The following is a 13,984-nucleotide window of genomic DNA, read 5'->3' on the forward strand; positions in this document are numbered from 1 at the left end:
TTGCGGAGCGGTCAGGAACCGCTTTTATTTTTAACACATATGTGAATTGTTGAACAAAATCTATTTAAAGGAGCTACACTATGAAACGTGAAACTCAAACTAATCAGGTCGCACAAACGATCGATGAACTAGTTAAAAAATCACAGGCAGCGTTGGATACAATGAGTCAATTTGATCAAGCGAAGGTTGACAAAATCACTCAAGCCATGGTTATGGCAGGGGTGGATGCCCATCAAATGCTTGGTCAGTTGGCATATGAAGAAACTGGCCGCGGAGTTGCAGAAGATAAGGCTATCAAAAATTTGTTTGCAACAGAAGAAATTTGGCATAGTATTCGCAATGATAAAACCGTGGGCGTAATCAATGATAATCCTGAGGAAGATTATCAGCAGGTCGCTGAACCACTGGGAGTGATTGCTGGAATCACGCCGGTTACTAATCCAACTTCGACGACCCTCTTTAAGGCAATTATTGCCATGAAAACCAGAAACACCATTATTTTTTCGTTTCATCCGCAAGCTTTGCAGTCGTCAATCAAGGCAGCAAAAATTGTTCGTGATGCAGCAGTGGCAGCTGGAGCACCTGCAGATGCCATTCAGTGGATTACTAAACCCAGCCGGGAAGCAACGAATTATCTGATCAATCATCCCCACGTCGCTTGTACCTTGGCGACCGGGGGACCAGGATTGGTGAAGGCCGCTTACTCGACGGGGAAACCAGCCTTAGGAGTCGGTCCTGGAAATGGTCCGGTGTATATTGAAAAAACCGCTAACATTTTGCGAGCAGTTAATGATTTGGTTTTGTCAAAAACCTTTGATAATGGAATGATTTGTGCCACTGAGAACAGTGCGGTAATTGATCAGCAGATTTATTCGGCAGTTAAAGCCGAATTAGAAAAAAATCGAGTTTATTTTGTTCCGCAGGCTGAACAACAGCAACTAACGGAAGCGATGTTTGATCCGGAGCGACTGAGTGTCAAGGGCCCCATTGCCGGAGCCACAGCACAGCAGATTGCTGAATTAGCTAATCTCAAGATTCCTGTGGATACTCAGGTGTTAGCAGTTGAAATGACTGGTATTGGACCAGATTATCCAATGTCTGGAGAAAAGTTGTCACCAGTGATTTCGGTTTATACGGCAACTGATCAAAACGATGCCATTGCGAAAGTAGAAAAATTGTTGGAATACGGTGGTTTGGGGCATACCGCTGCTATTCAGACTAGCGATGATGAGCTGGCCACCAAATTTGGGGTAGCAGTCAAAGCTTCGCGAGTAATCGTGAACTCGCCCTCGGGGTTAGGAGGTATCGGAAATCTTTACAATAATATGACTCCGTCACTAACCCTTGGGACAGGTTCATGGGGCGAAAATTCGATTTCGCATAATGTGACCGACATGGATTTGTTGAACATCAAAACAATTGCTAAGCGAAGGAATAATATGCAGTGGATTAAACTACCACGAATCTATTTTGAAAAAAACTCGGTTCGTTATCTTAAAGACATGCCTAATATCACTAAAGCGTTTATTGTTACCAGTCCTTCAATGGTTAAGTATCATTATGTTGACAAGGTTTTAGATGAACTAAATGCCCGTCAAAATCAGGTTCAGTACTACATTTTTGATGATATTCACGGCGAACCTAACCTAGAAATGATACAGGCCGGGGTTACGCAAATGCAGGCCTTTCAGCCGGACACGATCATTGCGCTTGGAGGTGGGTCACCACTTGATGCGGCTAAAATGATGTGGTTGATCTATGAACAACCAGACACCGATTTCTTTGGCGCCCGCCAAAAATTTCTTGATATCAGAAAACGGGTTTATCGGTTTGAAAAACCGCGTAAATCGCAGATGGTTGCTATTCCTAGTACTTCGGGAACCGGATCAGAAGTTACGCCGTTTTCGGTTATTACTGACGAGCAACACCATGTCAAATACCCATTAGCTGATTATGCATTGACACCAGATGTTGCCATTGTCGATCCACAATTTGTAATGAGTGTACCGCAGGGTACCGTCGCGGCTTCGGGACTCGATGCCCTAACTCATGCCATTGAATCCTATGTTTCAACGATGGCTTCTGACTATACTAGACCGTTGTCGTTGCAAGCTATCAAACTGATTTTTGACAATTTAACGGCTGCCTACCATGGGGATCAACATGCCCGTGCTGAAATGCATACGGCGTCAACAATTGCTGGGATGGCATTTGCCAATGCCTTTTTGGGAATCACCCATTCGATTGCCCATAAAATTGGCGGAGAATTTGGGATTACCCATGGAATTGCGATTGCCATCACGTTGCCGCATGTAATTCGCTACAATTTTAAACAACCAAAGAAAATTGCAACTTGGCCTAAATATGAATCGTTTCGAGCAGATCAAGATTACGCCATGATTGCTCGCTATCTAGGGTTACCGGGGCAAACTAATGAAGAATTAAAAGAAGCGCTTGTGCATCGCTTTATCGAATTGGCACATTCAGTTGGGATAACGCTGAGTCTTGAGGCGCAGGGAGTTAATGAAGCAGAGCTTGAAAAACGCTCCCAACGACTGGCAGAACTAGCGTATGGTGATCAATGTACAACGGCAAATCCGAAAGAGCCATTGATCGAAGACTTGCGACAAATAATTCAAGCTGAATATCACGGTACGGGTGTCGAGTCATCCGCTGATAATGCCGATTAATTGTCATTGCGCCTGATGATTGATTGTGTTACATTTAACTTAATTAAATTATAGGAGGTTTTACCATGAAAAATTTATTACTAGGTTTTAGCTTAGCTGCCAATGTTATCTTAGGATACGCGCTCGTGAAAGATTCTGACGGGATTGACTATTTAGTTGACAAACTGGACGGTTTGGGTGATCAGTTCAAAGGTAAAGCTGAACAGGTTGAAGGGACGCTGAAGGATGATCCAGCTCAGAAACTAGCTGGTGATTTCGATGAAGAAAAAGGAAATGTTAAAGATAAGATTAATGATATTAAATCCGATTTAACCGACTAAGATCAATAAGTCACTTTGTTAAATAAGATCTTTAAATTAAAAATTAAAGCGCTAATCACAGGATGATTAGCGCTTTTTTATGATTTTTTGTTAACTGTGGTTGGTAAATTTAATATTAAGGTTCTAATTATTTCGTGATTAGGCCTTTTTGGTTTGAACTCGAAAGACATAGAGGACGATGCTTCTAAATCTAAAGAAAATTCGCTGACCAAAGTGAATAATTAATCATTAGTAATGATTCTGCAATGTGAACAAGCTTGTGACCTGTAATCTAAGGAACCAGCCCAACAAACAAGGCCAGCGGAACTGCTTTAAATTTTTTCCTGTAAAGTAAGCTGAATTTTATCAAGTAAGAAAGCTGTTAAAATAACAACAAGTATGGTTAGCAGTAGGGAAGTTATTATTGTAGTAATATCAGGGATTCTATATATAATCGATCGCAAAGCACGTAACTGGTAGGTCATTGGATTTATATTTGCTAGTATTTTTAGATATAGAGGTCCATGACCGTCAAGATAAAAAGAAGGGGCAGTAAATGCGATGGGGGTGAATACTAATTGAATGAAGATATCCCGTTGTTGATAATTTTTAAACAGGCAACTACAAATTATTCCCAAGGAACTCCAAAATAACAACATTATAATTCCCACCAAGATGGCTATCGGGAATAAGACTACCAATCCCTTTATCTTAAATACGATTAACAATAAATAAAGGATCAAACATTGATATAAATAACCAAATATTGGGAAAACACTCATCCCTAAAATATATTGAAATGGTCTAACCCCATTCATAAATTTAATGGCCATTAATCCGAATTGTTTGTCCACAGTGCTTCGATAAACAGCTTGCGACATCTGAGTTGTCATAATTAAACCGACTACACCAATAGAAGCGTATGATGCATATGAAATAATTATGCCATGGTAATTAAAATTATTAGTCGTTGAATTTAATCCCATAACCAGAAATGCAAAAAAAAGGATTGGTTGCATCGTCATTGAAATTAATCCACCAAGATTAGAGAAGAAAGCATTAATTTCATTGTACATAACAATAAATGCTCCCCTAAAACCAATGGATTGTTTTTTAAAATTTAATGGATCCATCGCTCACTTCTCCAAACTCATATCTAGATAAATATCGCGTAGACTTTTTTGCTGCATACTAATATAATCAATAACTTCATTATTTTTTTCAGCTACATTCATAAATTTTTCAAATTCACTAAAGTTAATAATTAGGTTACCATTGTCAGATTCTTTAAAAGTACTAACTGATTGTTTAACCACCTGACTAAAATTACCAGATTTAGGTGTGATTTCTACCAACTTATTGCGAGCACCTTTTTGAATAAACTCGCTCATTAACCCATTAAATTTTACTTTATTATTTCCAATTAAAACGATTTTATCAGCATATTCTTCAACAATTGTTAGGTCATGACTTGAAATGATTACGATTGATCCTGCAATCGATTTTGTTTTTAAAAATTTAAATAGTTTTTCCGATGAATAAACATCTAACCCCGTAGTTGGTTCATCTAATATAAAGACGTCGGGATTTTTAGCCAACTCTCTTGCAATCTGCACTCTTTGCTGTTGACCTCCGGAAATATGATCCATTGGTCGATTCCTTAAATCATAAATCTGCATTTGTTTCATAGCACTAATACTTAATTTACGGCTTTTTTTAAGGGTTTTTCCGGATAGGAGCGGTCCCAGAATAACGTTGTTTTTAACACTAGTAAACCAATCAATTAGTGGTACTTGAGGACAAAACCCTACTTTATTAAAATTTGGCTGATTTAAATCATTTGTAACCTTAAATTCAATTTTTCCAGATAGGGGTGGCAAAACCCCAACAATGGAATTTATAAGAGTAGATTTTCCAGCGCCATTAGGACCAACAATTGCTGTGATTGTTCCAGGTAAAAAATCAATATTGATATCATTTAAAACGATATGTTTTTCATCATGACCATAACCCAAGTTTGCTTTTTTTAGCTTAATAAAATTTTCATTCATCGAAGCATCTCCTAAAGAAATTATTATACCATAATTATAATAAATAAAAGAGATGATAAATATGACGAATGGATTTTAAAAATAATTGGCAGTTTACAAGACGATCTCTAAATACAATTTAAAAGCTTCTGAAAAGAATGCTTTACTTGCTAAAGAGGCTGAAGAGCTAAATAAATTAGCAAGGTTTAAGGGTAATAGCAACCGACAACGAACAGGATTCAGTTTTCCATGATTTATAAACATGGTAACCCTGTGAAAATTTTCATCGATAAAAGAGCAGTCGAAAGACTGCTCTTTTTGGTTGGGGCTTAAGCTATCCGGGTTGGTTACAAACCAGTGTAGTAGTAGCCAGCCAACTTCCTGTTACTTGAGGGTGTCGCTGCTTTGAGTACATCGAAAGTGCGGTCATACAGATCAAAATTAAAATAAACGCGGTAATCAATAGAATTGTTCTTAGTTTATGCACATGGACACCTCCCTAGTCACATTCTAGCAGTTACACTAGGTTTTGTCTGTTTGACTAGATTTTTATAAATTGATAAGATTACCGCTATACTTATTTTACGAAAATCATTAGTTTGTTAAAGAAAGGTGATGGAAATGGTGGCAAAACAGCAGCAGGATTTAAAGCGCGGTTTAACCTCGCGACACGTACAAATGATTGCAATTGGAGGGGCGATCGGAACCGGACTGTTTTTGGGTTCTGGGACGGCGATTAAATCAGCTGGTCCGGCGCTGATTGTGGCTTATCTGATTACCGGGATTTTCTCATACTTAATGATGCGGGCAGTCGGAGAATTACTCTTGTCAGATCTGCACTTACATTCTTTTATTGATTTTGTGCGCGAATACTTAGGTGATCGCTGGGAATTTGCGATTGGTTGGGCGTACTGGCTGAGCTGGGCTAGTTTGGCAATGGCCGATTTAACGGCTTCTGGGATCTATCTCCGTTTCTGGTTTCCAGCACTTCCGCAGTGGGTAACACCTCTGATTGTTGTGGCAATTTTAGTGACTTTTAACTTGATCAACGTGGCATGGTTTGGTGAGCTCGAGTCGGCTTTTTCTAGTATTAAGATTTTTGCAATTTTGGCGCTAATTGTAGCGGGAGTCTGGATGATTGCTGTCGGTTTTCATACCCAAGGGAATACCGCTTCATTGACTAATTTAGTGAGTCACGGGGGCTTTTTTGCGACCGGCGTTTGGGGATTCATTCTGGCCTTTCCCATGGTGATTTTTGCCTTTACGGGGATTGAAATGGTCGGATTAACGGCCGGAGAAACCCGGGATCCACAAACTGATATTCCCAAAGCAATTAATTCGGTTCCTGTTCGAATTCTACTTTTTTACGTCGGGTCAATGATTGTAATCATGTCGGTCTATCCATGGAATGAAATTAATCCCAATCAGTCGCCGTTTGTTCAAATTTTTTCGGGATTGGGGATTAAATTTGCAGCTAATTTGATTAATTTTGTGGTTTTAACGGCAGCATTGTCGGCAGCTAATTCGGCGATCTTTTCCACGTCGCGGACGTTGTATATTTTAGGCCGTAACGGTCAGGCTCCCAAAGTATTTAGCAAATTATCGCGTGCCAACGTTCCATACGTGGGTATTTTGGTTTCTTCTGTGGTCTTTTTGGGCATTGTCTTATTAAACTACTTTTTCCCTAGCAAGATTTTTGTGTTAATTACGGGAGTCGCAACAATTAGTTTTATTTTTGTGTGGTTGATTATTATGTTGACCCACATCAAATTTAAACAAGCGACGGTCGGACAACCGGCAACGTTTGCAATGCCCTGGTTTCCAATTACCAGTTATGTCACCATTGCCTTCTACGTGGCAATCTTAATCGTGCTCCTCTTTGATCAAGCTACGCGGATCTCAGTAATTGCGACAGTGATTTTCTTTATGGCGTTGGTCGTTGGTTACCGATACTGGAATAAAAAGAAACAAACAGAGAAAATCAGCTAAATAATCCGAGATGGGTAAGTTAAATTTTAAATCCCAACATTAATTTAGAAAAATGCCACTACAAAAGGGATAAAAGTGGTAAGCACTAGCTGGTTGTTGTTATAACAACGTTGATTAACCAACGGGTTGATTCACAACCAGCGTAAACCGTACTAAAACAACTTAATTCAAATTAAAAAGCATGCGTTCATGATTGAACGGATGCTTTTTAGTATGGAGAGGGTGGTTGGTAGCTGGTCATGCAATCAGCTGGTTTTAATTACCAACAAGTTAGCTCAGCGATTTGGTGAAGACAAGAAGGGGACCATTTGGACCAGAAATGACTTGACCTGTTTTTGTAAAACCAGCCTTTTGATAAAGATGTTGTGCGGCTTGGTTACGCTGATTTACCCCTAAGACTAACTCAGTAATGGTCGGATAATTAGTGCTAAGATAGCCTGGCAATAAATCTAAGGTGGCTTGGGCGTAGCCGTGTCTTAAAAAACGTTCGTTTGTGGAAAAGCTTTTTAATAAAATACTATGTGGATTTTCTGTGTACTTATCTTTAGTGGAGTCAGTATCGAGCATTAAAAAAGTGCAGACTTCGTTAGCATCGTTGATTAGTAGCACCGGATGTTGGTTTTGATCGCGATGTGCCCTTTCAATCGCAGTAATTGGTGGAGTAGTGAATTCAGGATTGGTGATGCGATAGGCTTGAAGTTGTGAGCTGAAAGGGGCAGTATCTGTCACTAATTTCATAAAATCCTCCTAGTGGGCGAATATTTAAGTAGTTTAACAGAATTTAAAATTTAAACAAGCTCACGCCCAGCTTTAGACGAGGTCGCTACGAACTAAAAAGCCCTCGCTCCTTAATTGTTCTGAGGATTGAGGACTTAGCATTAGTTATGGTGCTTGCGCATCACTTTAAAGTAATAGACGGGACAGCCAACTGCCACGATGCTGAGCGATACGATGACACCGATCGGATCAGATAAAATCTCTGAGCCAATCACAAACAACGACCCAGCAATTGCTAATAGGGGAGTAAGTGGGAATAACGGAACAGAGAAGACCCGTGGTTGGTTTGGATTTCGGCGTCGCAAGAGAAAGAGCCCTACAAACGCCATGACATAGAAACAATAGATGGTGAAAATGCAAAGTTCTGAGATGCGGTCCGGATTAGTCAAAACAATCATGAGCCCAGCAATCACGATGACCGCAATGATTGAAAAAATTGGGGTGCGCGTTTTGCGGTTGAGATAGGCCAACTTTTTCGACCATGGAAGCTGATCCTGTTTGGCCATTGCATACATAATGCGGGGGAAAGTCATAATTTTACCATTCATACAACCAATAATAGAGATGATAATCCCAATACTGAGGATTTTACCACCGATTTGCCCGAAGTCTTTTTGCGCAATGTAAGGAATGGCAGCCGTTCCTAGGTCGTGAACTTTTTGGGCACCGATACTTTTTAATACCCCATAAGAAACCAAAAGATAGATTCCCATGACAGTTAAGATTCCAAGCGTAATGGCTCGTGGCAACATTTTTCTGGGATTTTTAATTTCGCCGCCAAGGTTGGCAACTAAAATCCAACCATCGAAAGCAAATAAAGTGGCGAGCATTGCTACCCCAAAGCCCCCGGCCGTGGTCTGAAGCCCCTGGATACTGCTAGAAAAGGCATCTGCGCGACCAAAAAAGAGACCAAAAATGATGAGGGCGGCAACGGGAACTAGTTTACAAATCGTGGTGATGATGGCAAATGCCCCCCCATAACGATTGGGGAACATATTGAGGATACCTACCAGACAAACAGATCCAAGTGCAATTGGCAGGTGCCAGATGGGAGCAGTATTGAAAAAATCACCCACTAGGACGGCTAGATAAGAACCAAGGGCGGCAATCATGGCTGGTCCATAGACAATGATCTGCATCCAGCCAGAGAGAAAGCCCCAAAACTGGTTGTAGATTTGTTCCATGTATGCATAGAGTCCTCCGGTACTTGGATTTTGCGAAGCAATTTCTGCAATCGTAAGCCCAGCAGCTAGGGTTAGTAACCCACCAGCAAGCCATGCCAATAAGGCAGCTTTGGCGGAACCAGCTTCATTAATAACTGCAGCTTGGCGGACAAAGATGCCAACTCCAATAATAGTTCCAATCACTAGTGACAATGCTGACCACAGTCCAAGGGAACGATTTAGTTCAACCTGTTCTGAATTTCCTGGTGATTTCATGATAATTCCTCCTAAATAAAAAAGTCCCTGACAAATTACTGCCAGGGACGCAAGCGCGCGGTTCCACCCAAATTCTTTGAAAAAGTTTCAAAGCACCTTGATAGCTAATTATGACTAAAGAAAGTTAATCCCGATAAAAAATTAAAAAAGTCCCTGACAAATCAATGTCAGGGACGCGAGTGCGCGGTTCCACCCAGTTTCTTCCAGCTGCAGTCTGGAAGCACTTTTATCGGTATTAAGCTAAACCCTGAAGCGGCTAACTAAGCAACAACATCTGAATTACAGAATACATCAGACTCTCTTTGAAGCAACGCTTAGATTTCTTCTTCAAGTAGTAATTGTATTCTAATCACTTTAAATTGAAATGTCAAACGTTAATTTTAATTACTGGTTAAATATTTTTGGTAACGACCTACTGCTGCCTGGGGGAGCCGGACTGTTAGAACTGTTCCAGCTTCAGTGTAGTCCGTTTGTTGGACGGCGAATTGACGGTTGAGGGATTCAACGACGGCTCCATCAGCAAACGGAATGGTAAATGATTTAACTACTTCGTCGGCAAATAATTGAGTGGTGATGGTCTCCACCAAGAGATCGATGGAATGCTCATCTTTAGCGGAAATAATGATCTCATGCCCCGTCCGAATGGGGTAAGCAGTCCCAGCGAGATCGGCTTTATTAAAGACGGTAATCATAGGAAGTTCTGGGACGCCAATTTCTTGCAGTGTGGCATTCGTAGTTTCCATCATCAGGGCTTGATTAGGATCTGAATAATCAACGACTTGGAGGAGCAGGTCAGCTTGAGCTGCTTCTGAAAGAGTGCTTTGAAAAGCGGCGACCAGTTGGTGCGGTAGTTTACTAACAAACCCAACTGTGTCACTGAGCAAGCAACTACGGTGTCCAGGAAGCTCTAACTTACGTACGCTAGTATCTAAAGTCGCAAATAACATATTTTTAACAAAGACTTGTTTGTCTTCATTTTCGCCAAAACGTTGCACGAGTTGATTCATGATGGTTGATTTACCAGCATTAGTATAACCAACTAACGCGACGGTTTTGAGATGACTTTCGGCGCGGCGCTTTCGTTGAGTGGCGTGGGATTGTTCGCTTTCCTTGAGTTCATGGCGAACGTGGTTAATCTGATGTTCGATCGTTCGCCGGTTTAATTCTAATTTTGTTTCTCCGGTTCCCCGGTTGGCGAGCCCGCCCCCAGCTGATTGCTGGTCAAGGTGTTGACTGGCTCCGGTTCGCAGACGTGGTAACTGGTATTTTAATTTAGCCAACTCTACTTGTAATTTTGCTTCCCGAGTGTGAGCCCTGGTAGCGAAGATTTCCAAGATCAGTCCTGTTCGATCCATAACAGTTGCATTAGTAGCTTTTTCAAGGTTGCGAATCTGACTAGGACTGAGTTCGTCGTTAGCGATAATGGTGCTGGCGTTGGTGGTAACTACTAGTTGAGCCACTTCTTCGACTTTCCCCTTGCCAAAGTAGGTTGCCGCTTCTGGATGGGGAAGTTTTTGTGTTACCTTACCCACGGTTTTTAAATGATTAGCGGTGGTAAGTTGCTCCAGTTCTTCCATTGAATAATTAAAATCGGCTTGATCCAGATTAAGTCCGATAATAATCGTATTGATATTTTGTTCCAAGGAGGCTCCCTTCTAGTCAGTCGGCAAGCTGCTCTGGTTATACCAAGCAACTTGGTACTGACGATCAGTAACAGTGATTTTTGTGAGACTACCGTTGCGAATGGGAGCGGTAATATCATGATCGCTATATTTGCTAACAAGGCTACGAATTAAAGTTCCATGTGAGGCTACTAGAATGTTACTATTAGCCGGTGCGTGTGCACTAATGTGATCAAGGATTGGTTGTAAGCGATCCCAGAATTGTTGATCAGTTTCTGCGTCACCATAAGGGTCTGCTGCTGCAATCATGTCACGGGTTTTTTCAATTGAAAATTGACGAATTAGTTCGCCATAGGTTACCGCATTATGCGGACCACCGATGATGTTCCAAGTTTGACCCGCATCATTGCCTTCAAAGAAACCAAAATTTTCTTCTCTTAGTGCGGCTTGGGGTTCAGCCACAGTAATGGATGATACTTGATTAGCTGCTAGAATCAAGTTAGCGGTGTGTTGAGCTCTGATGGTATCACTGCTAAACGCCTGGGTAAAATTGATTTGAGCAAGTTCTAGCCCAGCTTGATTTGCATCCGCGATTCCCTGGGAGGTTAAATCGGAATCGGCCCACCCTTGGAGGCGATGATATCGATTTAACTGGGTTTGTCCGTGTCGGACGAAATAGAGATTGGTAGTTGCCACTGCGATAATCCTCCTGGAGATAAACTAGTTTGATTCTATCATACTACGTCTCTGTCCTGGAAAGGTCGTTATTGCGAGTTATTTATGGTAAAATTACTAGTCAAGTTTAGTTATTGGGAGGGAAGCTACATAATGGATCAGAGAACCGCGAATCAATACAAAATAGAACAAAAACGGCTTGATTTTGTCAGAGGACAATTGGCAGTTGCCCAAGAACAGCTTGGTGATACGATTAAAAAGTCTAAGGCAAAACAAAAAGACCTTGAAAGTAACTTTTATGATGATGTGCGGGTAAAAACCAGTACTTATGAAGGTCAGATGGAAACGGGAGTATCAGTTCGCCAACAGCAACAGTTACTGACCCAGCATCAAAACCGTTGGCAGACCGCCACTCGGGATTTGAAGACCTTACAACGACTGGAACAAAATGCCTATTTTGCTAGGGTTGACTTAACCGAGGGGAAGGATGCTGCTCTAGAAAAGATCTACATCGGGTTAGCTTCGTTTGCCGCATTGGATAATGCAGATAATTATTTAATCTATGATTGGCGCGCTCCTATTTGTAGTGTTTACTATGATAGCGGAATGGGCACGATGACCTATGAAGCCCCGATGGGGTCGCGAAAGGTTAACGTGCAACTCAAACGAGAATTGCAGGTAGTTGGTTCTCAGGTCAAACTGGTCTTTGATACTGAAGAAGCGGTGGGAGATCGCGTGCTCCTTGAGAACTTACAACAACAATCAAACCCAAAGATGAAGAGCATTGTTGCGACCATTCAGCAGGAACAAAACACGATTATTCGGGATACGAAGTCGGAGCTCTTAATTGTTCAAGGAGCGGCGGGCTCTGGAAAAACAGCAGCGGTGCTTCAGCGGGTTGCTTTCTTATTGTATCGTTATCGAGGCAATTTAACGCCCGGTCAGCTAATCCTATTTTCACCTAATCAACTGTTCAACGACTACATTAGCCAGGTTCTCCCAGAACTGGGGGAACAAAATATGGTGCAGATGACTTATTATCAGTTTTTAAGTCGGCGAGTTCCACGTTTGACAATCGAAACATTAGAAGCAAGATTCCTGAACAATTTGAACCCACAACGAGCAGCAGTGACAGATTTTAAGAATAGTCTCAACTTTTTTAAGTTATTGCAACAGTATGCAGAGCAGCTCAATCAAGCTGGAATGGATTTTAAAAACATTCTCTTCCGGGGTCAGGTTTTGATCAGTAAGGAGCAAATTACAGAAATTTATTATCATTTTAACCAAAACTATAACCTGCACAATCGGTTGGAAGCCACCAAATCAGAGCTATTAAAAATTGTTAATCGCCACATTCAAAGTGAGATGAAGAAGCGGTGGGTTGATGAAAAAATTCAAAACTTTTCACGCGAAGAAATCGAGCAGCTCACTGCCACGGCGCCAACCCCCTTACAAACAGAGCAGCAACAGTATCAATTTTTAGCCCGAAAACTGGTACGAGAGACTTTTCAAAAGGTCCGTAATCAGATTAAACGCAACCGGTTCTTCAATATTAATCAGCAATTCATTGATTTTTTGCAGGCGGTGCCAAAACTAGTTTCTCTTGCAACGGTGGGGTTAGATGCGCCTAGGTGGCAGCAAGCTGTAACGACAACGGTTCGCGATTTTAAAGCTGGTAAGATTAGTTTGAGTGATGTTTCCATTTATTTGGCGCTGTTTGATTTAGCACTTGGCAAACATCCAGACCCTCAGATGCGATTTCTGTTTATCGATGAGGCACAAGATTATACCGGGTTCCAGTTGGCCTATTTACAATGGAATTTTCCACGGGCTAAGTTTACGCTTTTGGGTGACCTCAATCAGGCTATTTTTACGCATGAAAGTGCCCCTGCCTGGAGCCGAGAATTGAGCCAACTTTTTGATCCCGCCACCACTCGAATGATCAACCTGCAAAAATCATATCGTTCTACCACAGAAATTACCAACTTTAGCAAACAATTACTAACAACGGGAGCGACGATCGAATCGTTTGCTCGTCGCGGCCCCCTTCCCGTTATCCAGCAAGTTAAATCGGCGACAGCGGCCTACCAATTTTTGGCTAATGAGTTACAAACTAAGTTACAGGGGACCACAGCAATTATCACTAAGACACTTGAGGAAGCTCACGTGGTCCGTGATCAGCTTGAAGCTTGCGGGCAAACCGTCCGATTGATTCAAACGGAAAATCAACGACTGACGCGGGGGATACTGGTAATTCCAGCTTATCTCGCTAAGGGATTAGAATTTGATCAGGTTATGTTATGGAACGTATCGCAAGAAAATTATCCTAACCAGAGCACTAATGAACTAGTCTATACGATGTGCACGCGAGCCATGCACCAACTGACCATTATCTCTGTAGGGACTCCAGCGCCCGCTTTTTCCCAAGTTAATCCAGATGATTATCAGCTAGTAAGGGAGTAA

11 protein-coding genes are annotated in these 13,984 nt (G+C 41.5%); 4 read left to right on the forward strand and 7 right to left on the reverse strand.

Annotation, left to right across the window (positions count from 1 at the left end; genetic code table 11):
* Positions 1–80: 80 nt before the first annotated feature.
* Together adhE and B808_RS01345 are read left to right on the forward strand one after the other, a co-directional pair.
* A complete protein-coding gene (adhE, locus tag B808_RS01340; protein WP_035421469.1) occupies positions 81–2,690 on the forward strand; it encodes a bifunctional acetaldehyde-CoA/alcohol dehydrogenase in 2,610 nt (869 codons plus the stop codon).
* 65 nt (positions 2,691–2,755) lie between these two features.
* On the forward strand, positions 2,756–3,010 hold the full coding sequence (locus B808_RS01345; protein ID WP_009166878.1) for a CsbD family protein: 255 nt from the start codon (positions 2,756–2,758) through the stop codon (positions 3,008–3,010).
* Positions 3,011–3,321: 311 nt separating this feature from the next.
* Here B808_RS01345 and B808_RS01350 read toward each other — a convergent pair whose 3' ends face one another.
* The 3 genes from B808_RS01350 to B808_RS06520 all read right to left on the reverse strand — a co-directional run bounded on the left by B808_RS01350 (position 3,322) and on the right by B808_RS06520 (position 5,506).
* Positions 3,322–4,122, reverse strand: a complete 801-nt coding sequence (locus B808_RS01350) for an ABC transporter permease (RefSeq protein ID WP_009166877.1) — start codon at positions 4,120–4,122, stop codon at positions 3,322–3,324.
* Between the two features lie 3 nt (positions 4,123–4,125).
* A complete protein-coding gene (locus B808_RS01355; RefSeq protein ID WP_009166876.1) occupies positions 4,126–5,040 on the reverse strand; it encodes a metal ABC transporter ATP-binding protein in 915 nt (304 codons plus the stop codon).
* 313 nt (positions 5,041–5,353) lie between these two features.
* Positions 5,354–5,506, reverse strand: a complete 153-nt coding sequence (locus B808_RS06520) for a hypothetical protein (RefSeq protein ID WP_155830445.1) — start codon at positions 5,504–5,506, stop codon at positions 5,354–5,356.
* 134 nt (positions 5,507–5,640) lie between these two features.
* Between B808_RS06520 and B808_RS01360 the strand changes: the two genes are divergently transcribed.
* Entirely contained in the window at positions 5,641–7,008 is a 1,368-nt protein-coding gene (locus B808_RS01360; protein ID WP_009166874.1) for an amino acid permease, read from the forward strand.
* A 270-nt stretch (positions 7,009–7,278) separates the two neighbouring features.
* Here the strand turns inward: B808_RS01360 and B808_RS01365 are convergent, their stop codons facing one another.
* From B808_RS01365 to B808_RS01380, 4 genes are all read right to left on the reverse strand, one after another.
* Positions 7,279–7,746 carry a GNAT family N-acetyltransferase gene (locus B808_RS01365; RefSeq protein WP_009166873.1) on the reverse strand — a complete coding sequence of 156 codons (468 nt, stop codon included), beginning with the start codon at positions 7,744–7,746 and terminating at the stop codon, positions 7,279–7,281.
* A gap of 140 nt (positions 7,747–7,886) precedes the next feature.
* Entirely contained in the window at positions 7,887–9,224 is a 1,338-nt protein-coding gene (locus B808_RS01370; protein ID WP_009166872.1) for an APC family permease, read from the reverse strand.
* A 380-nt stretch (positions 9,225–9,604) separates the two neighbouring features.
* Complete coding sequence (gene hflX / locus B808_RS01375; RefSeq protein ID WP_009166871.1) at positions 9,605–10,867, reverse strand: GTPase HflX; 1,263 nt, start codon at positions 10,865–10,867, stop codon at positions 9,605–9,607.
* A gap of 12 nt (positions 10,868–10,879) precedes the next feature.
* Complete coding sequence (locus B808_RS01380; RefSeq protein WP_009166870.1) at positions 10,880–11,542, reverse strand: histidine phosphatase family protein; 663 nt, start codon at positions 11,540–11,542, stop codon at positions 10,880–10,882.
* 132 nt (positions 11,543–11,674) lie between these two features.
* Between B808_RS01380 and helD the strand changes: the two genes are divergently transcribed.
* Positions 11,675–13,984: an RNA polymerase recycling motor HelD gene (gene helD / locus B808_RS01385; RefSeq protein ID WP_009166869.1), complete on the forward strand. Its 2,310-nt coding sequence runs from the start codon at positions 11,675–11,677 to the stop codon at positions 13,982–13,984.

The sequence above is a fragment of the Fructilactobacillus florum 8D genome (assembly GCF_000512295.1).
Taxonomy (GTDB): Bacteria; Bacillota; Bacilli; order Lactobacillales; family Lactobacillaceae; genus Fructilactobacillus; species Fructilactobacillus florum.